This is a genomic window from Ningiella algicola (genome assembly GCF_028401415.2).
Lineage (GTDB): Bacteria > Pseudomonadota > Gammaproteobacteria > Enterobacterales > Alteromonadaceae > Glaciecola.
Window position 1 is genome coordinate 3,127,875 of sequence record NZ_CP171821.2, and the last position, 22,479, is coordinate 3,150,353.

Annotated in this window: 15 protein-coding genes; 9 read left to right on the top strand and 6 right to left on the bottom strand. The window is 45.8% G+C overall.

Going from position 1 to position 22,479, the window contains the following annotated elements:
• Nucleotides 1-22: 22 nt before the first annotated feature.
• From PN836_RS13570 to galK, 4 genes are read left to right on the top strand one after another with little or no spacing between them, the layout of a single operon-like run.
• Nucleotides 23-811 (top strand): SapC family protein, encoded by a 789-nt coding sequence (locus PN836_RS13570; RefSeq protein ID WP_395339130.1) that lies wholly within the window; start codon nt 23-25, stop codon nt 809-811.
• Nucleotides 808-2,271: an SLC5 family protein gene (locus PN836_RS13575; RefSeq protein ID WP_395339132.1), complete on the top strand. Its 1,464-nt coding sequence runs from the start codon at nt 808-810 to the stop codon at nt 2,269-2,271. The genes PN836_RS13570 and PN836_RS13575 overlap by 4 nt, the downstream gene beginning before the upstream one ends.
• Complete coding sequence (locus PN836_RS13580; protein ID WP_395339134.1) at nt 2,272-3,324, top strand: UDP-glucose--hexose-1-phosphate uridylyltransferase; 1,053 nt, start codon at nt 2,272-2,274, stop codon at nt 3,322-3,324. It begins immediately after the preceding gene.
• 9 nt (nt 3,325-3,333) lie between these two features.
• On the top strand, nt 3,334-4,500 hold the full coding sequence (gene galK, locus PN836_RS13585; protein ID WP_395339135.1) for a galactokinase: 1,167 nt from the start codon (nt 3,334-3,336) through the stop codon (nt 4,498-4,500).
• On the opposite strand, the gene PN836_RS13590 is transcribed toward galK, so the two are convergent.
• The 3 genes from PN836_RS13590 to PN836_RS13600 form a co-directional block, all read right to left on the bottom strand.
• Nucleotides 4,501-5,808 (bottom strand): alpha/beta hydrolase family protein, encoded by a 1,308-nt coding sequence (locus PN836_RS13590; RefSeq protein WP_395339137.1) that lies wholly within the window; start codon nt 5,806-5,808, stop codon nt 4,501-4,503.
• Between the two features lie 74 nt (nt 5,809-5,882).
• Entirely contained in the window at nt 5,883-6,572 is a 690-nt protein-coding gene (locus PN836_RS13595) for a FadR/GntR family transcriptional regulator (RefSeq protein ID WP_395339139.1), read from the bottom strand.
• Nucleotides 6,573-6,643: 71 nt separating this feature from the next.
• A complete protein-coding gene (locus PN836_RS13600; RefSeq protein WP_395339141.1) occupies nt 6,644-7,282 on the bottom strand; it encodes a hypothetical protein in 639 nt (212 codons plus the stop codon).
• Between the two features lie 374 nt (nt 7,283-7,656).
• Here PN836_RS13600 and PN836_RS13605 point away from each other — a divergent pair, with 374 nt between their 5' ends.
• From PN836_RS13605 to PN836_RS13625, 5 genes are all read left to right on the top strand, one after another.
• The gene (locus tag PN836_RS13605; protein ID WP_395339142.1) at nt 7,657-8,658 is read left to right on the top strand and encodes a LacI family DNA-binding transcriptional regulator; all 1,002 of its coding nucleotides are present in this window, start codon (nt 7,657-7,659) and stop codon (nt 8,656-8,658) included.
• Nucleotides 8,659-8,760: 102 nt separating this feature from the next.
• Entirely contained in the window at nt 8,761-9,399 is a 639-nt protein-coding gene (locus tag PN836_RS13610; RefSeq protein ID WP_395339143.1) for an OmpA family protein, read from the top strand.
• A 272-nt stretch (nt 9,400-9,671) separates the two neighbouring features.
• Nucleotides 9,672-10,427, top strand: a complete 756-nt coding sequence (locus tag PN836_RS13615) for a hypothetical protein (protein WP_395339145.1) — start codon at nt 9,672-9,674, stop codon at nt 10,425-10,427.
• 130 nt (nt 10,428-10,557) lie between these two features.
• Nucleotides 10,558-12,882: a hypothetical protein gene (locus PN836_RS13620; protein WP_395339147.1), complete on the top strand. Its 2,325-nt coding sequence runs from the start codon at nt 10,558-10,560 to the stop codon at nt 12,880-12,882.
• Nucleotides 12,883-13,125: 243 nt separating this feature from the next.
• Entirely contained in the window at nt 13,126-14,370 is a 1,245-nt protein-coding gene (locus PN836_RS13625; RefSeq protein WP_395339149.1) for a hypothetical protein, read from the top strand.
• Nucleotides 14,371-14,374: 4 nt separating this feature from the next.
• Here PN836_RS13625 and PN836_RS13630 read toward each other — a convergent pair whose 3' ends face one another.
• From PN836_RS13630 to PN836_RS13640, 3 genes are all read right to left on the bottom strand, one after another.
• Nucleotides 14,375-16,117: a sulfatase gene (locus PN836_RS13630; protein ID WP_395339151.1), complete on the bottom strand. Its 1,743-nt coding sequence runs from the start codon at nt 16,115-16,117 to the stop codon at nt 14,375-14,377.
• Between the two features lie 97 nt (nt 16,118-16,214).
• Nucleotides 16,215-19,172 carry a GH92 family glycosyl hydrolase gene (locus tag PN836_RS13635; RefSeq protein ID WP_395339153.1) on the bottom strand — a complete coding sequence of 986 codons (2,958 nt, stop codon included), beginning with the start codon at nt 19,170-19,172 and terminating at the stop codon, nt 16,215-16,217.
• Nucleotides 19,173-19,293: 121 nt separating this feature from the next.
• On the bottom strand, nt 19,294-22,233 hold the full coding sequence (locus PN836_RS13640; RefSeq protein WP_395339154.1) for a TonB-dependent receptor: 2,940 nt from the start codon (nt 22,231-22,233) through the stop codon (nt 19,294-19,296).
• Nucleotides 22,234-22,479: the final 246 nt, after the last annotated feature.

A 22,479-nucleotide genomic window follows, 5' to 3' on the forward strand; every position in this document is an offset into this window, starting at 1 on the left:
ATGTAAGGGACCCGAATCCACAATGAATGACAACCGCAAGCAAGCTCGACCTTCTCCAGTACTGTTAAGTAGTGAGGCGCACAAAGCAACGAAAGTCGCTCAGCGTGAAGACTTTGCTGATTTTAGCGATGAAAATTTACTTTCCATTACTATTGATGAGTTTGCGCATGCAGCAAGTTCGTTTCCGCTTGTGTTTATCAAAAATGGCAATACGGGAGAGTTTCATAGCTGCGCATTAACGGGGTTTGAAGCGGGCAATAACGTTTATTGCGCCACAGACAATACTCAGTGGGAGGGCATTTACGTTCCAAAAGTGATAAGGCGAGTGCCCTTTTCCCTTGGCCTTGATCCAAATGCAGACAAGTCCCTGACGGTGTATGTAGACGAAAACAGTTCAGCCCTAAGCACTGAGCACGGCCAGGCGCTTTTTGACGAACAAGGTGAAGAAACAGCCTTCCTTAAAAGTGTGAAACAAGAACTTGTGCATTTTTACAATGCAGAGTTGGCTTCTCAAGCCTTCATTAAAACACTGCTTGATAACAAGCTGTTAAAAGAAATTGAAGTGATAATGCAATTTGATTCTTCTCGCAGCAAACGCATCAAAGGGTTATATACAATTGAAGAAGAGCAACTGGCTGCGCTGGATGAGTCGACCATTGCCTCATTTTTCAAACAGCAGTACTTTGCGCCAATCTACACCATGCTTGCTTCTATCACGCAACTAAATCGTATGCTTCGGCTGCATAATCAATGTATGCCTGAAAAAATTACCAGTTTAAACATGCGCGTAGCATCAAAGGATGATTTATGAACGAACATGTTTTGCAAATTTCTGTTTTTGTTGGCGTTTCCCTTGCAATAGCGTTGGTGACCTATCTGCACTGCCGAGGAAAAGGGCATAGAGCGGCCAACCAAACCAAAGAGTATTTTTTGGCCGGTGGCGGCTTAGCTTGGTATTTTGTCGCAGGTTCAATCACGCTCACGAATTTAAGCACCGATCAGTTGGTCGGGATGAATGGCAATCAAATGGCTTTACTGGCGCTTTGGGAGTTTTCAGCGGTGGTGGGTTTGATCATTTTAGCGAAAGTGTTTTTGCCTGTTTATTACAAATACAAGTGCACTACGACTACTGAGCTCCTTGAAAGACGATACCAAGACAAGAATATTCGCGCGGTTATAAGCATGATGTTCTTTTTAGGCAGCGCACTAATTTTTTGCCCGGCGGTTATCTATTCGGGTGCGCTGTTTATGCAAAGTATGTTCAATGTAGATATTCCGCTGATGTATATCGCCAGTGTCTTCGCTGCGGTGGGCGCTATGTACGCAATTTTTGGCGGTTTGCGAGCCGTTGCGGTTAGCGATACCTATTCGGGCGTGTTATTGCTTGGCATGGCGATCATCATTGTGTTGCTGGCGCTTGCAGCCATTGACTATGATTTCTCAGGTATTCCAGCAGAGCGTCTGACCCTCATTGGTGATAATGATTCCCCCATTCCTTGGCACACCTTATTAACGGGCATGATTTTTATCCAGATGTTTTATTGGGGTACAAACCAAGTGATCACGCAGCGAGCCATGGCTGCACCGAGCATCAAAGAAGCCCAAAAAGGCGTGTATGCTGCGGCTATTATTCGATTGATCATCGTCCCTGCAATCATTGTTGTGCCAGGTATTATCTCTTATAAACTGTATGGCGACATAGGTGATACCGCTTATGGTCGTATTGTTGGGGATGTCCTTCCTGCTTGGCTCTCAGGCGTTTTTGCGGCGGCCATGGCGGCCGCGGTACTGACCACTTACAATAGTAATTTAAACTCAGCGACTGCTCTTTACGTCTGCGATGTTCACGAATCGTATATTAACAAATCGCCTAACGTACCGGTTTTAGGCGCTTGGGTAACGCTAGGCTTAACCGCAGTTTCACTCATGTTAGTGCCTATTTATGCGCAGGCCGACAGCATCATAAATTTACTGCAGCAGCTTTATGGTTTATTGAGCATGCCCATTCTCTCGATTTTTATCGTTGGTTTGGCCTTTAAAAACGTTAATGCAAATGCGGGTATCTTTGCAGTACTCTTTGGAGTGTTGCTTTACGGTGCAATGTCTTTCGAATTCTCTCCTATGCATGCCCCTTTCGATTTGCATTACATCCACTTGATGTTTATTACCTTAATTTCTAGCGTAAGCGTTGCCTTGTTAATTAATCGCGTGGTCTTTAAACAGCGCGCAAGTTTCTCTTGGGCAAACAGTTCAATTGAGGCAAACGCTTAAATGGACAATACAGCGAGTTCATTTAGACGTAAAAACCCCTTAACCGACGAATGGGTGCTGGTATCGCCGCAGCGTAACAATCGACCGTGGCATGGGGCGACAGAAGCAATACAGAACGATGACCTGGCTCAGCATGATGCAAATTGTCCACTTTGCCCTGGCAATCAACGTGCAAACGGTGCTGTGAATCCGCATTTTGAAACGACTTTCGTGTTTAATAACGACTTTGCGGCGCTTGCGCAAACTCGAAGCGATGTCAGCAATCACAACGACTTATTTATCCAAGAATCCGCTGTGGGTGAGGCAAGGGTGATGTGCTTTTCACCCACACATAATCGCAGTTTGCCCCGCATGTCTGAAGACGCGTTGCATGCAGTGGTCAAAACGTGGTGTGCCCAATACAAAGAGCTTAGTCAGCGATACTGCTGCGTGCAAATATTCGAAAACAAAGGTGAAATCATGGGCTGCTCCCAGCCCCATCCTCATGGTCAAATCTGGGCGCATGAGCACCTTTCAACGGAAGTCGAAAAAGAAGATAGGGCGCAGGCTAATTATTTCAAGAAACACGGGTCGGCCATGCTCAGCGACTACGCTGCTCGAGAAGCGCTGAACGCGAAACGGGTGGTATTGCAAAATGCGCATTGGCTGGTTGTCGTGCCGTATTGGGCTAAGTGGCCTTTTGAAACCATGCTGATCAGTCTCGACAATGCACCCGATTTCACGCATCTCACGAGCGCCTCCACGCTTGCATTGGCTAAAACCATTAAACAGTTAACCAGCAAGTATGACAATTTATTCAAATGCAGTTTTCCATATTCTATGGGATGGCACAATGCGCCATCGCAACGTACGCAACTATCCCATTGGGTTATGCACGCGCATTTTTACCCACCTCTGTTACGCAGTGCAAGTGTGAAAAAGCATATGGTGGGCTATGAGATGCTAGGCGAAAGCCAGCGAGACTTAACGCCGGAGTTGGCTGCGCAAATACTCAGAGACTGTCCTGAACAACACTATCTTGACAATACTAGCATTTCAAAATGTGGCGAATAAGGCGGGAACATGATTGATGCGGATTTAGTTTCATTTTTTACGCAAAAATTCAAAAGCCACCCGGAATTTGAAAGTAGTGCGCCAGGGCGTGTGAATATCATTGGCGAACATACTGACTACAACGAAGGCTTTGTTTTACCATGTGCGCTCCACTACAAAACCGAGGTGGTTGGTAGCAAAAGAGAAGACACTATAGTGAATGCTTACTCACTACAATACCCAGATCAATCCGAGTCTTTTGATCTAACAAAGCCAATCGAACACAGTGAATGGGCATGGGGTGATTATCTTCGAGGCGTGTTGATTGAGTTACTCAATTTGGGCAGTGATTTACGCGGAATGGATTTAGTCATTACCAGCGATGTGCCCCAAGGCAGCGGTTTATCTAGCTCCGCTGCGCTGGAGGTGGCAATTATCGGTTTGTTTAATTTCGCCTACGGTTTACAGCTTTCAAATAAACAAATCGCGCGGCTGGGTCAACTGGCAGAAAACAACTTTATTGATTGTCAGTGTGGCATTATGGATCAGCTGATTTCCGCTGACGCTCAAGCACATTCGGCATTACTGATTGATTGTAAAGACTTATCGACCCAAGCTGTGCATATACCCGAACATTTAGCGTTACTGGTGATCAATTCAAACTACCCGCGTAAACTTGCCGACAGCGAATACAATCAACGACGAGATGCGTGTGAGCGCGTTGCATCAACCTTAGGTCTAAAAACGCTACGTGAAGCCTCAATGGCTGATTTACGGCGAATAGCTGGCGTTGTATCTGAAGAAGATTTTAGAAGAGCTAAACACGTTATTACTGAAAACCTGCGCGTTTTGGACGCTGCCGACGCATTAGAGAGTAACGACGTAAAGCGGTTTTTCACTCTCATGTACGAAGCTCATCTCTCCTTAAAAAATGATTTTGAAATCACCGTGGATGCAACTGATGGAATAGTTGACATTGTAATGACTGCGCTCAATGGAAATGGCGCATGTCGGCAAACGGGCGGTGGCTTTGGTGGTGCAGTGGTATGTTTATGTGATGAGCGCGACGTAAATAGTGTAATTGAGGCAGTTCAGAATCAATATCACAAGCAATTTGGGCTAAGTGCAGATATATTGATATGCGAGCCTGCGCGCGGCCTATCTGCGCAGGCCCGAATCAATTCTGTCGGTTCTTAGTTAGTCGTCGTTAGACTTTTTGCTTTCGAAGATCATGCCGGTGGCATAGCGGTCATCAAAGCCTTTCCATATTTCTTGCTTCTCACCGTCAACAACTTCTTGATTTGGTGTGCCGCTAATTGCAAGATATTCGCACTGCGCTTGCAGCTCTTTTAAGTAGCAATCCATCATCGCAAGCGAAAAATGCTTGTTCATAATATTAAAGGTTTCAACATCCCAGACTGGATCGCGGTAGTGACCTAAGTCGAACTCGTTTGATAGCGCCTCTTTTGGAGCAGGGTGCGGCGCAATGTTATGACGGGCGTTTTCATAAGTGAGTAAAAATGTGTCAGCTGATTGATGTTGTTCGTACATCCATCGAATACCTTGGTAGCTCGAAATATCATCTAAATCACCCGCAATATATAAGGAGGGTACTGAAATTTTGTGCATCGACTCTGGCGAAAATACGGGTAATGCGCCGCCCCATGGAGCAAGGAGTACAGATGCTTTCCAACTTGAGTCGGTTTCTGACCGGCCAGCAGAGCAAGTATTAATTGCGCCTTGCATGCCAGCAATCACTGCTTCATCGGTCACCCCTGAGATGGCGGTGATGTTTTGCGCCGAAAAATCATAACATCCACCGATGGTGCTGACTACGCCGTAGCCTCCCATTGAATAGCCAATTACGCCAGCATGACTTTGGGAAACGTGATCAGCATATGCCGATGCGTTTTTGACCCAATCCAAGGCAAATTGCTGGTCTCGTGAACGGTTAAGTAGCGTACTTAAAAAGCCTGAACCTGCATCCTTTTCAAAATCCACGTCTTTATTGGTGGAATCAGTATGGTCAATGCTAATAACCACATAGCCATGAGACGCTAAATGCTCACCCATGTAAAACATAATGCTGCGATAACCGGTATAGCCGTGCGATAGCACTACCACCGGATACTTGCCAGCTTCGCTTTTTATAATGGGAAGATCACGATAGGCCGTAGCTTGAATCTTAAAGGCATTTTTGTTGCGTGTAACATCTTCATAAAAGGTGACGTTCTCACCCTTGCTCTGTACAGGATACCAGACTTCTACCGTTAAATTACGAGGCGCAAGCTCACCTGTCAGTGGATTGCGATAGTTTTCATTTGTAATTGAATGAGTTGCTACACCAATGGGCAACTCACCTTCAATACTTAAATCAGGTAATACTTCATGTGGAAGGTCTTGATAAAGTGCTTGCGCCTTATGTGAGTGAGCGTGTGAAATGCCTATTAACATGGCGAAAAGCGTGATTAGCTTGAACAAGGTAAAAACGGGCTTCAGCATCATTGCGTATCCTTTTCAATTATTGTAGATGAGTGGAACGGATAACAAAAAAGCAGACGCTGGCAACATATCGCTAGTTATTCTACGAGCACTGCTTTGGTCATGTCATCCAACATCGTTTTAACCAGCGAATATGCAGCCATTGAATTTCCTTGCACAATTGCATCCAGTATGGCTTCGTAAATGGCAACATTGTTTAGCTTAATACCATGCATCCTGCTGGTGTAGCGCTGAGATACTCTCAGCGCGGTGCTAACAAATTCAATTAGCTGTAAAAAAAATCGATTGTGAGTCGCTTCGAATATCGCAGTGAAAAACGCAATGTCGGCTTCTAATGTGTCGTCAAGCCCAACATCTGCATCGCGCATACGCTGCACCGCATGCTCTATGCTTGTGAGATCTTCATCACTTGCATGCTTTGCCGCCAAACTCGCTGCTTGCGCATCGGTAACAATGCGCATTTCAAAAAATTCACGTAACAAGCCTAAGGTCGGTTTGCTGACCAAGGTCCATTTCAGCACGTCAGTGTCGAACATATTCCAATGACGCTCTTCTTGAATTCTTATGCCCTGCTTGGGTCGAGACCGAATTAGGCCTTTCGCCGAAAGCATCTTAACAGCTTCACGCGTTGCACTTCGACTGACACTGTAACGCTCGCATAAATCAGCTTCTGAGGGTAAGGATACCGTGAAGTCCCCTCGCACTATTGCGACACCAAGCGTGTGCGTGAGATTTTGCGTAATATTGAGTTGAGGACTTTGGTACATAATAGGTACAGAACTTTTGCTACTTATATGACAAATAGCATAAATCATTTCTATTAGCTTTGACTACGTATTTATGCGTAAAGCACGTCCTTAAAATGGATATCCGACAAATTTGCGATATGCTGCATGAACTGTTCATGTGTTAGGCAGACGCCTTTTAGTGCTGTTAAACCTTTAGGCTGATAGCGAGCAAATATACTTGGGGTGGTTTCATCCTTTGTCCAAACTAACCTACAGCCTAATGCACTCATGAACAGATTGTCGTAGCGCGTTGCCAGTTTGACCAGTATTTGTTCAAGCGAGGCTTGTTGCTTGCGGCTAAGATTATTGAGCAAATTTGTGGGCTGCTTTGGCGCAATAACTGTTTCAAACTCGCTAAGTGAGGTGGCGGGAACGATGACTTGCCAATCTTTATTCTCAAGCACAGGTGACGGTGCTAAAGCATGAGCAGGCGGGGTTTGCTGAGAGCTAGAATAGTGAAACTCTACGGCATCCTTTTTAGCGTCGTGTCCATGTTGAGAAAAAGCTAATTTGGCACAAGACCAAGCCTTAATCAGCTTCATTCGTTGCTGATGAGACAAGTCAACCAGATAGGATTGCGAACTACAGTGGTCTTTTGCATTGAAACGCTGGGGCATTGATTCAGCGATTTTGTATTTCAATAGCGCTACTGCATTGTCGTTAGCACTTAGTTCGTGTGAATGAGGCATATGGCACTCCTGGATACTTGGCGAATCAGCGGCTATAAATATGAAATTTCATAATAGGGTATACGCTTTCCCTTTATCGGTCAAACACCTTGATTACTTTTTTTTAACATTAAATTTATAAATCCATGGTTATCTTGTCTATTACGCGCCACACTTGTTAATGCCTAAATTAATTACGATTTTTGTTCAACGAATGTGAAGATGATTCATTTTATGAATCGGAAGGAAAGCTGCACCAAAAGGAAAGGGTATTCCCTAATGGTCATTTTACAGGCAAGATATAAATACTGTCATTTAGGTAATGAAAACAGCAATTGCATCAATAAGCTAAGTGCTATAACAATACCCATTAGCTTGATGAAAGGTAAAGGTTCATGGCAACTATGAAAGAGATTGCCGATGCAGCGGGTGTTTCCCAAGCAACGGTATCAAGAGTCCTAAATAAAGGCCCAAAAGTGGGAAACGCTACACGTGAACGCGTGCAACGCATCATTGAAGAGTTGAATTATCGACCAAATGCCAGTGCGCGTGCCTTAGCAACTAATCGCAGAAACGAAATAGGCGTTGTGTTAGCTGACTTATATGAACCATTTTTTGCCGCGCTCGCCCATGGGGTAGACTTGGTAGCGCGTAAGAACAACTCTCAATTGCTTATCAGCAGCAGTTCCGTCGGTTTAGAAGCAGAGCAAAAGGCCATCGAAACCTTATTAGAACATCGCTGTGACTCAATGGTGGTGCATAGCAAGACGCTCTCTGATAGCTACTTACTAAACCTAGCGCAAAGCATTCCCGGTTTGGTGTTAATCAATCGGCATATTCCTGTTATTTCAAATCGCTGTGTTTGGTTAGACAATGTGGCGGGTGGGAAGCTAATGGCAGAGTATATGCTTCGCCAAGGTCACCGGAAATTTGCTTTTATCTCAAGCGACTTTTCAATTGACGATCCTGTTGATCGAAGTAAAGGGATCCGCCAAGCTTTAAATGAAGCTGGAGTAAGCTTACAAGAAACTAATATCGAGTGCGGACAACCCAATCCAGAAGGAGGTGAACAAGCGGTACAAAACTTACTCGCCCGAGGTGCCGATTTTACCGCGATTTTAGCGTACAACGACGCGATGGCTTCAGGCGCGATCACCACATTGCTCGATCATGGGATAAGTGTACCCGGCGACGTATCGGTCATCGGTTACGACGACATCTTGCTTGCCAAGTACTGTCGCCCAAAATTAACTACCTTGCGCTACCCTATCGAAATAATGGCGAGTAAAGCCAGTGAACTTGCGGTGGCATATGGGCGCGGCGAAACACCCAATCCAGAGGCCTCATTCAAATACAATCCCACTATTGTGAGACGTGACTCTGTCAGAAGCATCTAGGTCAATTGATACACTTTTCTTAGCTTTTCATATCTTGGAACGGTTCTTGAACTGTTATCTCATATTACTGGGTGAAAATTTTTGAGATGACAGGAGAAAAACGTGAAGAAAATGCTTGGTTTGTTGATGATATCTACCTTATTCATTTCTGCGTGCGCTAACCAGCAATATTCAAATACGCAAAAAGGCGCAGCGATAGGTACGGTGGTAGGTGCACTTGTTGGAAAAGGCACAGGTGACAACGATAAAAATCGTTATTTATGGGGCGGAATTGTTGGCGGGTTAGCGGGCGCTGCTGTGGGTAATTACATGGACCAGCAAGAGCAACAAATGCGTGAAGAGCTCTCCGGAACCGGCGTAGATGTGTATCGTGAAGGCGACAATCTAAAGTTGGTGATGCCCGCCAGCATCACCTTCGATACTGACAAAGCTGAGCTGGACCCTTCGTTTTACCCAATCTTAAGTGATGTCTCGAAAGTGATACAGCAATATGACAAGACCACACTGAAAATCATAGGCCATACCGACAGCACCGGCAGCGAACAATACAATCGGAATTTGTCCATTGAGCGCGCACAAAGTGTCAATGTGTTTTTAAACAATAACGGTGTAGACAATCGTCGAACCCTTATTCAGGGGCAAGGTGAAGATTCACCTATCGCTTCTAATCAAACTGCGCAGGGTAGAGAGCAAAACAGGCGAGTCGAACTAACCATTGAGCCACTTAGGCAAGATAGTTAACTCTTCTTCCTTTTCGGCCGCCTCATTTGAGGCGGCTTTTTTCGTTTGTAATTGATGTAAAAACCGGATTAGGATCAAAATTCTGGTTACGAGGATATAGCGTCAACGACAGATGCAGTGTTCATTACCTAAATAACCAAAACACAAGTGAACCAATCATAGGTATATCCACTTCAGAATGTTAGTATTTCAACATTGGCTTTTCTCTTTTTCTCGGTATTTTGCCTGTGTCAAATACTTACTTTCGATTATTGATGCTTATATCCGCACTGATGTTTTTATTCATCCTTCCTTTGGGACAAGCCTTCTCTATTGGGCTAAGCGAAGCACAAAAACAAGATATAGCACACCAAATATACTTAAATGAGACAGGCGGAAAAGCAGAGTTTTTGATTGCTTGGAACGAAGGTGAACAGTTTCTATCCCTTGGAATTGGTCATTTCATTTGGTTTCCAGAAGGCTTAAATAGCCCATTCACCGAGACGTTTCCGGACTTACTTCACTTTCTTGAGCAAAATGGTGTGGCGCTTCCAGAGTGGTTGAACAACGTCAAAGATTGTCCTTGGCAAACTAAAGCGCAGTTTCTGGCAGCGCAAAACGAAGCGCAATACATTGAGCTTCGTCATCTCGTGGAAAACACCTTTTCACTCCAGCTTGAGTTTATCCTCAATCGCCAGCGGGCTGCCTTGCCGCAGATGCTCGCAGAGCTTAATGATGAAGCGCAAAAACAAGTAATAAGATCAAGGTTTAATGATTTATCGACTACCGCGAAAGGCTTATATGCGTTAATTGATTATGTTAATTTTAAGGGTGAGGGCATATCTGAAACAGAGCGATACAAAGGCGAAGGCTGGGGATTATTGCAAGTACTCAGCAGCATGAACACTGAGCGCTATAACCTCCATCAAGCCTTTACTCAAGCCTGCATTGACGTGCTTTCAAGAAGAATTAAGAACTCCCCCCAACAAGAGATAGAACAAGCTTGGCTTGCTGGCTGGACAAAACGTTGTCAGACCTATTCAATCTGATTTGGAGCTGAACAAAATTTAAACAGCTATAAATTTCAGTTACTTGTAAAAAATTCGTTAAAAACACTTGAAATGGAAAATGTTACCGATTACATTTTTAGTCTGCGAAGACAAACTCAAGGGTTAAATAATGCGAACTGTTAAAATAAGCTTATTGATTTTACTAGGATTATTTTCTTTTTCGGTACTCTCACAGGCGACATGTGAGCCACAGAGCGAGGCGCCGGAACCAATTGGGGTAGATGGACATTTTCCTGGTATTTACGTCGCTTCCTCCAATCTACCCGCTAATTTACCGCCAGAAGGTGAGCCGCGCCGAGCAGTAGTTCAAAGCTGTACTTGGTCTGATGCGCGCGTCTACGGTGGTAACATTATTGTACCTTGGGCGAAATTTGATCGTGGTCCTGATCGCCCGGCAGGCATCCCTCGCTACGACTACACATGGGTAGAAGAGCAAATTAATTTATGGGCCAATGCGCCTTACAACAAGAAAGTGAACTTACTTGTTTGGTCATCGGCTCAGCAAACTCTGCAGCAGTTTGGTGAAGATAATAGCGAGTCTATGACGCCTCAATGGCTGTTTGATTTAGGCGTGCCAACGGTAACATGCGATCCAGATGGTGAAGATGGGCCGCGCGAGGCATTTCCTACCATTGCGGTGCACAACAACGGCGTTGTGCGCAATCAATTCAGAAATGCGCTGCGTGCAATTTATAATCGATATAAAGACGATGAACGGATCAATTATGTACGTTTTGGCGCAGGCGTTGGCTCTGAAAATTACCCCATTAACGCAAGTATTCAAACAAATGGCGCATGTCGCGATGAGTGGTCCCAAGTTGGCGGCGGGCCCAATGCATGGCGCAATCATGTGGAGATTATGGTGAGGTTTTTCGGCGAACTTCAAAACGAAAGTGCCAGTTATCAAACGCTCAATGTAGACGATCCCGATTTGCGTACATCTAGCGCAATAGATAATGCCCCCATTGTGGTGTCGCTTAACGACTTCGATGGCACTACAGATGGACTCAGTGCGCCCCAAGCAGCATTTGAAGCGGCTCGAACTCGTCATCTAGGTATTGGTACTCAAGGCCCGACCGACCGACATCGTCGAGCCTTCGAGCTAGGAAATACGTCTGCGTGTACGGCAGATTGGTGTAATATCTTTGAGCAAGCAAAAGCTGACCCACGAATTGCCATACTGGAGATACAAACGCCAAATGCGTCAGGTCCCTTGGGCTTATCACCTGATGATGGCAGCGGCCCGGGTTTCACCAATACCGGTCCTTTAGATTCATTGGCTGAGTTCCTCATTGCTCGAGGCGTAACAAGCTTTGAGCTATATCCAGCAGAATTTAGAATTGCGAACGATTCGACAGGTAATCTTTTTTATGATGACTTTAACGAAATCTACGACGCCACGTTCGACCGGATAATAGAAGGGGCTGTAGAAAATGCGCAAAGTGAAGGGGGAGATATAGCGCCCGAAGTTGACCCAATAACGCCACCTTTTGGCTATGCCCGATTGGACGAGCTTGTGCTGGAAAACGGGATTTTCACCCAAAGTTACCGGCGCTCAGATAGCGGCGCACGCGGCACCGGTTTGCGTTTAACTTCCTTTGGCCGAGTGTTTAACGACGATGGAGAAAGCATTGCTACCGTTTTTCGAATTAGAAATACCAACAACGAAGATATTAATGCGGTGTTAGAGGCTGTTGGCGCAAGCGAGTTCAATCAAAACCTAGTGTTGGCTGCAAGATCAGAAACCTATGTTGTGAGTGAATTGTCCGCTGGTGCGGCAACGCACAAACTTGTTGTGAACGGCGCACAAATAGATGTAAAAGCCGCAAGCGGCAGCGAATATTCAGACTCACGATTAGCCATTAGTGCTGAGCAATCCAAAGTGGGCGCAGGCAATATCAGCAGTGCGTCAGTTTTTGAAAATGGTGGAAACTATATTCGTTTAGTCGGTTCAGGAAAGGGTGTGGATATTTCGCAGCAAAGCGCTGGCTTTTTAAGAGAAACTGTTAGTAGCAATGGTCTTTTACTGTCGAGAATACACAAGCTAAATTCTGGCGCGAATGCCAGCGGTGGTTTGATGTTCAGAGCGGGTGGCTCAGGTACAGGTCCTGGGGTTAAGTACGTTGCGCTAAGCTTTGACAGTGTTAACGGAGTGCAGCTCATCGCACGGGACGTTGCTCAAGCGACGCCAACAGTGGTTGCTAGTAATAGTGATTTTGCGTCAGCGGATGAAGTGTCTTTGAGGCTTCAGCGCAATGGCAACGAATACCTTGCCTACGCGCGTGTATCAGATGAAGAGCGCTATACGTTTATTGGTTCGATAAGCGGTGCATTTCCTGGCGGCAATATCAATACGGGCTTATTTGCTAGCTCCGGGGATGATGAATCCGTAGCGTCGTACTGGTTTACCAATCCTGCGTTCGTGCCGTTTTAGATGGCCATTTAAATGGAAAATTAACCTCAACTCGGGATAAGCGATAGTGCAAATGTTTGTTTTAACGACGTATTTAATAAATTGTCACCAAGTAGTGATAAAAACGTGAAGTGCAAGGCGCAAAAGAGACGTAATAGTTATTCTATTGCTCGCTTTTGCAACGCAGTAATTCGCGTTTTTAGCGCTGCTTGGCGCTGTCGCTTATCCCGAGTTGAGGTTAATTACTTTACAAGATTTGCGCTGATGTACGTCAGCGCTTCTGTTTTTATGGTTACGGTATTTAGTGCCATCATGCTCCCTATGGCATATGCGAAATCTAATTCCGAATTACACTGCGAGATGCCGCGCGAAGATTTTGGGTTTCAGAAGATAAACGGCCATTTTCCAGGTATTTATTTGGCGTCAGCAAATTTACCACGAGTAGTTAATCAAGACGCTAAGCAAAAGTGCGTGGTGAATGATCCTCGAACCGCGGGTGCAAATATTGTTATTCCTTGGTCTAAAATCGATAGAGGTCAATTAGATGCGCGCGGGGAGCGGATTTACGATTGGTCATATGTAGACCAAAGCACACAAGCGTGGCGAGCGCGTGGACAGAAGGTAAATCTTCTTCTATGGGGCGCTGCACAGCGGACTTTTCAACACATTGATGGCGAGCGTGCAACACCCGAATATGTGCTGGAGAACGCGCCGGTGGTGCGGTGTTTGCGCTTTGAAGACGAGCATGGGCATCCAAAACACGATCCACTCGATGTGGATGTGCCGATTCATTATCACCCTGAGTATTTGAAACACTATAAACCTATGATAGAAGCTTTTATTCGTCGCTTTGAGAATGAGCCATGGGTTAACTACATGCGTGTGGGCATTGGTGTTGGTGCCGAAAGCTATCCAGCTAATGGCGCCAACGGCATAAATGGTCCGTGTCGCGATGAATGGGAAGCGGCTGGTTTTACAGCGCAAATATGGCGAGCGCATGTATTGGCGATGATAGACTTTATTGGAACATTATCGCCAAAAAAGGCCTTTGTGATCACGCTCAATGATATTGCGCCCGATTTGGAAATGGCTTCGCTTGCAGCTAAAAAGGCAGTCGAAGAGTATGGTTTTGGCATCGGTACACAAGGGGCGACCGCTAGAGCCATTTTGCAATATGAGCAAGGCCTTCACGGCGGGCGTTGTTACGCCAATTGGTGTCATTTATTTGAGAAATACAAAGATAAAGGCGTTGTGCTGGAAATTCAAACCCCCAATCAGTCTTACCCCATAGGTTGGGAGAATACCGGCGTAAATACACAAGGACATACTGGCCCCTTGCCTCAAGTATTAGCATTTGCACTTGAGAGAGGCGTTACCAGCGTTGAAATTTATCCCTTTGAGTGGCAAGTCGCCAATGGCAATGAAGCGTATTGGGCGCCATATAAATCGGACTACAATAAAGCGTTAACACGAAGCGCCTTGTATCTGCAAAAGCCAAAGCAGAAATAAATCCCTATAAGTCCTTTATTTCCTCTAGCTGTTGATTATCTTGAAGATTGCGCAGGCGTCTGCGCTCATCAATGCGAGCTTGGCGTCTTTCTTTATCAAGTGCCAGCAGTTCTTTTGCCAACTCTGGAGAGTCTCCATAGCTGCTTCTGAGTGCCGCTAGCTTGCTGCCCAACTCAGAAACAATTTGCGCATATTCTGGCTTTCCAATCAGGTTATTGAGCTCTTGCGGATCGTTCTGCAAGTCGTAGAGCTCCCATTCATCAACATCATGATAAAAATGAATGAGCTTATATCGCTCTGTGCGTATGCCGTAATGACGTTTTACCGCGTGAATCCCGGGGTATTCATAGTAGTGGTAAAAAATTGCAGTTCGCCAGTCCGCTGGAGTGTCGTGTTCAAATAAGGGAATCAAACTTCTGCCTTGCATATCATTCGGTGCATCTACCCCAGCTGCCTGTAAAAAGGTTTGTGCAAAGTCCAAGTTTTGGACTAAATCATTATTTATCGAGCCTGGGCTGACTGTGTTCGGCCAGCGCACTATCAGAGGCGTTCTTAATGATTCCTCATACATAAAACGCTTATCAAACCAGCCGTGTTCACCTAAATAGAAGCCTTGATCAGAGGTGTACACCACCATCGTGTTATCTGATAACTGATTATCATCGAGGTAGTCGAGTATGCGACCCACGTTTTTATCAACCGAATCTATTGATGCTAAGTAGTCTTGCATATAGCGTTGATACTTCCAGCGAATCAAATCATCACCCCGAGGATTCGATTGCTCAAACGCTTCCATAATTGGGCCATACACTGCGTCCCAATTGGCGCGTTCTTCAGCTGTTAAGCGTACAAGATTATTGTTGTAAGCTCGCTCATACCATTTGGCAAAATCCTCTAGCCCCATGCGTTTAACTTGCTCAGGTGGCACTTTGGTATCGTTGGTAAAGCCCATGTGATCTGAAATGCGCATTTCTGCTTCTTTTGCTGCACTGCCTCGCGTGGCGTAGTCGTCGAACAAGGTGTCAGGCTCTGCAATGTGTGCATCTTTGTAGGCGGTCAAATATTCTTGCGCAGGCATCCATTCGCGATGCGGCGCTTTATGCTGATACATGAGCATAAAGGGCTTGTCTTTGTCCCGTAGATTATCCAACCAATCGATTGCCATATCGGTAATGACGTCTGTAACGTAACCCTGTTTGGTGATTTTGCCATCCGGCGTATTAAATTCAGGCATATAATAATCGCCTTGCCCAGGGAGCGTTCGCCAATAGTCGAAACCCGTGGGTGCCGATTCTAAATGCCACTTGCCGACTATTGCCGTTGCATAGCCATTGGCTTGCAGCAGCTTGGGGAAGGTGTTTTGGCTGCCATCAAAACCGCCGTGGTGATTGTCGCGAACGCCGTTTAGGTGACTGTGTTTTCCGGTCAAAATCACCGCTCTACTAGGCGCGCAAATTGAGTTAGTGACAAAGGCGCGATCAAAGCGCATGCCCTGTGCTGCTAGTTGGTCAATGTTTGGGGTTTGATTACGATTTGAGCCATAGGCGCTGATGGCTTGATAAGCATGATCGTCGGTCATAATGAAGACAATATTTGGGCGCTTAGACTGCTCATCAGTATTCATATTTGCCAGTACTGTTTCATCCTTACTTGAAACAGATTTGGGCTCGATACTGCAGGCACCTAACAACACGCTAGCGCTTGCGATAAATCCAACTACACAGAGTGATTTTGTCAGAGTGTTCATTTTTTGTATCCTTTAAAAATGCATACCATCAACAAGAACACAGGCAATCTCGCTGATGGTATGCGGGCACACCTTACCAGTTTGCTTTTATTTTCGGCTAGTTCAGTACTATTTCGTCAGCACTTACCCAGAAATTGCTGGGTTTATCGGGCGTGCGAGAACCATAATTGTGCATTTTGATGCGCACTGCATTTACAACATCGTTTTGCAGAGGTATGCGAATCGGTAAAAGTTGATGCGCCCAAGCGCTAAGTTCAGTTTCTAGCTCCCACATACCCAGAGAAAACTCATTGCCTTGCTCATCGCTGCCAAACACCTCTATTTTGGCCGGTGCTTGGTACTGCCTTGGTACATCAATTAGTGTGCTAAGCGATAGGTATTCGAAGCTTGTGTGTTCACCTAACACCATCTCAATGATTAAGTCACTGCCTCGAACGGCAGTCCACCTCCCATCTCTTGCATGTTTTGTCGCAAACTCGCCATCGATTAAAAAGCGCCCTTTTTTATCGCCAAAACGAGTCGGTTCAGGACGTAGGGTAATCTCTGGATACCCTTGAGACAATCCTGCAAGCGCGCTTTTTACATAGGTGCGTGTTAACACTTTGCTAGGTGCAAGTTGCTCGTGAAAGGCAATAGTTTTCAGCGTTGTTGTGTCATCAATTGAAAAGGCACCCGTGTATGGGATACTTTGCTGGCTTGGCTCGCTGCCATCCAGAGTGTAAAACATGCTTGCGCCTTGTGTGTTGGTATTGAGCGAAATTTCACGCGAGGTAACAAACATCTTGTCTACATCAGCATCAAAGGGCGATAGCGCATGCTTGATACTGGGCGGTGTGCGAGGCTCATTAAGCCTTACTGGCCAGTTTTCGGATGAGGCCGCCCATTGCTTGTTTGGGGTGTCGTTTACGTAAAAGACTAGCTCACCACCTGCAAGAATGGTTTCGTGTGTGATATATGCTTGAGCGTAATCCTTACCATTAAGCGTGACTCGCTCAATGTAGGGATTCGACATAGGATCTTTATCCGTCGTGATCGTAAAGCGCTTTCCATCTTCTAAGTTCAAGCTAGCATAACTGTGAAGCGGACTCGTTAAGATGTATTGTTTCGCACTTGGGTCTACTGGATAGATGCCAAGTGCGGCCATGATGTACCAAGCTGACATTTGACCCATATCTTCGTTGTTGTCGAGCCCATTTTCATCATCGCCATAAAAACTCGTTAGTATTTGCCTCACGCGTTCTTGGGTTTTGTAGCCTTGGCCAATGTAGTTGTATAGAAATGCCATGTGGTGCGCCGGTTCATCGCCATGGCTGTAGCGTCCTATAAAACCTGATATATCGACATGTTGTTTACCACCAATGGGCGTGGTCTCGTTAAATATTCGATCCAGTTTGTCACCGAATGCCTCGGCACCGCCATGTAGATTCACTAACTCTGGCATTGCGTGCGGAGCAAAGGTGCTATAGGCCCAGATGTTGCCAGAAATGTAGTGGCGGTTGAGCGAATCCCAATTATCAAGCTGCATTTGCGCCCATTCGCCGCTCGACTCTCTTGGCCACAAAAAACCGGTTTCAGTCTCAAACATGTGCATAAAACTTAGGCTTCTTGACTCAAACATCGCGGCATCTTCATCTTTAGCTAAGCGTTTAGCCACTTGTGCAATCACGCCATCGTAATAGTTGTATTCTGGCATTTTAGCCAGGGAGCTCCCCACAGATGCATCAATGTAGCCAAAGTCTAAATATTCATCCATACCGTTGTCACGACCATAGTTGGGGCTATGGCGGTCGCGGCCAAACGCCGCGTGACGAATGGCCTGATAGGCGGCTTCATTGTCAATACCAGGCATGCCTTTGAGTACGGCATCTGCTATTACCGGCACCATGGAATATCCCGGCATACAGCGATTGTCATGACCGTTCATTTCCCACTTGGGTAACTCAAGCTTTGAAACAGCATGTCGAGAAATCATCGATTGCACGAGTGCTTTATTTTGTGATTGCTCAATCAAAGAATACATAGGATGTAAAGTACGGAAGGTATCCCACGTCGAGTAGTTACTATATTGAGGATAGTCGGTATTGAATGACTGGTTTTGGACGCGGAAATCTCCATTTACATCGGAAATTAAGTTAGGCGCAATAAAACTATGGTACATCCCAGTGTAAAAAATGACTTTCTGTGAATGAGTACCGCTGATGTCTATTTTTGAAAGCTTTTCAGCCCACTGTTTTCGAGCACTTACTAGCGCACCATCAAATGATTGGTCTCTTGCCTCTGTCTCGAAATTCTCTTTTGCACCATCTGCGCTTGCAAAAGAAAGCGCGAGTTTAAGCTCTACTGTGTCGCCCGCCCCTAGATCAAAATCCAGCAGTGCTTTGGTGCTTCGGCTGATATGACTTTGGGCTTCGATGGCGTTGTCGGCGTCAAACAAGCGAGCCCGAAATGGCGTTGAGAATTCAGCATAGAAATAAGCAGTGCGGGGACCTGCTTGTCCATCGCCTCTTATACTGCGTCGATACCCGCGAATGGTAGTATCGGATAAGACTTCAATATGGGTTTCATGACTTGGTTGTGCAATAAAATGGCTTGGGTCAATCACCACACGATTATCGCCATTTCGATTAAAGGTATAGCGATGAAAACCAACACGAGCAGCTGCGGTAAGCTCAACATCAATATCATAGTCGAGCAATTTTACGCTGTAGTAGCCGGGTGAAGCACTTTCTTGGTCATGGCTAAATGCTGAGCGATAACCTGAGCGCAAATCGTCATCGCTACCAGCGTCCACGCTATCAAAGTTATGCGTTGGCATGACTAATATATCGCCCAGTCCGCCTATCCCTGTGCCGCTCAAGTGAGTATGAGCAAAGCCTTTAATTCCGGTGTCGGAGTAGTGATAACCCGACACCCAGTCCCAGCCGCGGCTTTTGTTTGATGGAGAGAGCTGAATCATGCCGAATGGAACCGTTGCGCCAGGGAAAGTATGTCCGTGGCCGCCAGTGCCAATAAAGGGATTGACGTAATCAAGACGAGCCTCCCCAAGCGCAGCCACTCCGCTTTCACTTACATTAGACTTGTGAGAGTTGTTCGTGTGTAAATCGCTACACCCTGTAACACAGAACGCGACGAAACAAATCGAGAATACTCTATATTTGAAGCTCTGAATCATCACATTACATCCGATAAATGACGCCAAGGGTGTAAGTGCGTCCAAACTGCGTAAAGCGATTGGTGCTTGCTTCGCTATTGCTACCCCATGGGTCTTGCCAAAAGACGCGAGCAGGTTCATCTGTTACATTAGTTACACCCGCAAGTAGCCTGAAGTGCTTGTTGATTGCGTAACTGGCGGAAAAGTCAATGAAGGTCTCGCCTTGCTGAATTCGCGGAAAGTTCAGGTTCTCACCTTGCCTTGTTTGATCATCTTTATAGCGCACGGCAATTCTGAAGTTAGCGGGGCCCTTGTTGTAATAGAAAACGCCATTGAAGGTTTGCTTGGCAAAATTATTTGGGTCTTGGGTGAACTCGCTACAAATTCGCCCTGAAGCTGCGGTATCTGGCGCTAAGCAGCCAGCGCCATTTGGAGTTGCATTGTTGCCGTCTACATAACTGTTCAAAAAGTTAGACTCGATGTCAGTATCAAGTAGTGAGTAATTTAGCGACATACCAAGTCCATCGAAGGGCGCAGGTAAGCCAGTAAATGCATGGTTATAACCTATTTCAAGACCCGATATGTAGCCACTTTCATCGTCATTAACCGGCTGATCAACGATGACGCTCACCGGTAATCCGTTTTGGTCGGACAGCGTACTTTCGCGCTGGTCGTTTATAACAAATCCTTCTACATCTTTGTAAAATAGGCCAACAGTTAGGGCAATATCATCACTGGCGTACCATTCAAAGCTTGCATCATATTGCCAAGCAGTAAAAGCATCTAAGTTTGGGTTGCCAGCTGTGCCGGTAATAGCAATGTCTTCATCAGGATTTTCTGGTGTAGTTAAGCCCTGTAGCTCCAAAGTGCTTCCCAAGAGTTGGAAAACGGGCCGCGACATGGTTTTGGCGACAGCGGTTCTAAGCAGTAAATCGTCATGCAGCTCGAATACGACATTGAGGTTAGGCAATACTTCAGTATAGCTATTTTCAAAAGATACAATATTTGGGCTGTCTACATCAATCGGGTCAATCGTAACTTCGGTAATGACGCCGTTTTCATCGGTCTGGGCTGAAAATGTCGGCGTAATCACGTTCGAAGTGGTCTCTGTTCTTACCACGCGCACACCCGCATTACCCCATACCATCACATCACCAATCTCGCTTTCAAAATCGACGCGTCCATATGCGCTGGAATAGCGCTCGTCAACATCAAAATTATTGATGGTTAAGTCACGTGTATCCAAACCTAAATTAGGCTCACCTCGAAGTGCTAGTAGCGCATTGGGGTCGAGGTAAAAGAAGCCGCTGGGAGAGGTAGCATTCGCGCCAGATAAAAAGTCATCAAATGGGAAGTTTTGCAGCACGGTTTGCGCGTTTGCCAAGCTATCGTTAATATCGGTGCTTGAGGCAAAAGGACTGGTGTTAAACCCTTGCCCATCAAAATCGCGCCCGCGGGTTTTCGTTCTATCTGCATAGCGCGCTCCGAATGACACCTGTGTGAATGTATCGGAACTCAATTCGCGAGTAAAATCGATTCGCGTGGTGAGTAGCTCATCGTTTATTGTGTCATTATTTAAGGCAAAAAGCTCAGGCCGAAAACCCTGATTTTGGTTTTGTGCAAGCGTAGGGTTTTCCAAATCAACACTAAAATTCGTCAAGGATGGAAAGTCACCGCCGTTGCGTGCAAAAGAAAAACCGACTTCATTATGCTGCATAGTGGTTTCAATGTTGGTGCGATCAAACTCTGCTTCTGAATAACCAATGTCAGCGCTTACCGACCAGTCATTATTAAGTTGATGCTGTAGGTTAGCGCCAAATGCACTAAAAGTGCTTTCTAGCTCTCGGTCAAAGGAATCTACTCGAACTCGTGCTCGTGTTGCATCAAAGCTTTCAACAAGGGCGCCGTTGACCACTTCACCTGAGAGTGTTTGAGCGCTGCCAATGTCCGCATCGGTGCTGACAAGATTGGTAAAACGAGTGCGATTATTCATGATCACGCGCAGTCTCGATGCACCGCCTTCGGTTTTGCTTTTGGTGTACATCGCGTCAAAGTTAAGCTCGGTTTTATCCGAGGGTCGCCACTGCAGACCAAAAATACCGCCGCTGTTGTTTGCCTCTAGCGCTTCGCCCTGCAAGATGTTTACACGAGGAAAGAAGTCAACTAAACCATCTGCATCCACATCACCGAAACCTCTGGGCGTGTTACCATCCCATTGGAAACGCGGTAAGGGTTGCTCCTCACCACCGCCAACGTACTGATTTGTGATTACTGGATTGCGATTGAACGCCAGCCCTAAAGAAATGCCCACAGTGTTATCAGAAAATTGGTCGATGTAACTCAAATTTGTTCTAAAACCATTGTTGCTGGCAAGCTCAGTGTCTGGCATATCGGACTGTACGCCGCTCACTCTGACCGCAAAAATCTGTTTGCCGAAGTCCAATCCGCGCGCTGAGCGCAAATCAACTGTTCCCGCAACGCCGCCTTCAATGGCATCTGCGGTAGGCGATTTAATCACACGCGCCTGCTGAATAATATCTGAGGGAATGAGTCCTAGCTGAATTTCTCGTCCATCTTGCTGCGAGGCAAGTTCTCTACCATTGAGTGTGGTCAATGTTAAATCCGGCCCTAATCCCCGAATAATAAGCTGTGTAGGGCGCCCACGGTCTTCGTTGGACGTGACCCCGGTAACCCGCTCTAACGACCCCGCAATGGATGTGTCGGGTAGCTGTCCAATGTCTTCGATTGTTACCGCCTCAACGATGCTGTCGGCCGTGCGCTTAATTGCCAACGACTCTTTGATTGAGCTGCGCGTTCCTATTACTTCGATAACTTCCGTCGTTTCGGCGCTATCGTTGCTTGTGACCCTAGGCAATTCTTGAGCGCTTGCTTGGAAGCTTGCAATGATGCAGGCTGGAAGAAAGGCACAATTAAAAATGCGAGACAAAGTTTGAGTGTGTGTCATAAAAGCTCCCAAGGCATTAAGTCATTCCTGAACTGCCAAAAGTGTGGTGTCTATTGCGAATAAAGGTATGATTTCATTCGCCTTTACTTATCTTAGATTGCCTGGCAAAACCGCTTGAGTGGGTCGGCTGACTTGCGACTTCAGTTATACGCGGCAAATTGCAACAAATTTGCAACATTATGAAATGTAAATGTTATCGATTACATTTTCAAGAAAAGATTTATTCTTTTGTTCATTATTGTAGAT

Excerpts from the sequence above, each read along its gene's own strand:
- PN836_RS13570 (WP_395339130.1), top strand. The coding sequence starts at position 23 with ATGAATGACAACCGCAAGCAAGCTCGACCTTCTCCAGTACTGTTAAGT.
- PN836_RS13575 (WP_395339132.1), top strand. The coding sequence starts at position 808 with ATGAACGAACATGTTTTGCAAATTTCTGTTTTTGTTGGCGTTTCCCTT.
- PN836_RS13580 (WP_395339134.1), top strand. The coding sequence starts at position 2,272 with ATGGACAATACAGCGAGTTCATTTAGACGTAAAAACCCCTTAACCGAC.
- galK (WP_395339135.1), top strand. The coding sequence starts at position 3,334 with ATGATTGATGCGGATTTAGTTTCATTTTTTACGCAAAAATTCAAAAGC.
- PN836_RS13590 (WP_395339137.1), bottom strand. The coding sequence starts at position 5,808 with ATGATGCTGAAGCCCGTTTTTACCTTGTTCAAGCTAATCACGCTTTTC.
- PN836_RS13595 (WP_395339139.1), bottom strand. The coding sequence starts at position 6,572 with ATGTACCAAAGTCCTCAACTCAATATTACGCAAAATCTCACGCACACG.
- PN836_RS13600 (WP_395339141.1), bottom strand. The coding sequence starts at position 7,282 with ATGCCTCATTCACACGAACTAAGTGCTAACGACAATGCAGTAGCGCTA.
- PN836_RS13605 (WP_395339142.1), top strand. The coding sequence starts at position 7,657 with ATGGCAACTATGAAAGAGATTGCCGATGCAGCGGGTGTTTCCCAAGCA.
- PN836_RS13615 (WP_395339145.1), top strand. The coding sequence starts at position 9,672 with ATGTTTTTATTCATCCTTCCTTTGGGACAAGCCTTCTCTATTGGGCTA.
- PN836_RS13620 (WP_395339147.1), top strand. The coding sequence starts at position 10,558 with ATGCGAACTGTTAAAATAAGCTTATTGATTTTACTAGGATTATTTTCT.
- PN836_RS13625 (WP_395339149.1), top strand. The coding sequence starts at position 13,126 with ATGTACGTCAGCGCTTCTGTTTTTATGGTTACGGTATTTAGTGCCATC.
- PN836_RS13630 (WP_395339151.1), bottom strand. The coding sequence starts at position 16,117 with ATGAACACTCTGACAAAATCACTCTGTGTAGTTGGATTTATCGCAAGC.
- PN836_RS13640 (WP_395339154.1), bottom strand. The coding sequence starts at position 22,233 with ATGACACACACTCAAACTTTGTCTCGCATTTTTAATTGTGCCTTTCTT.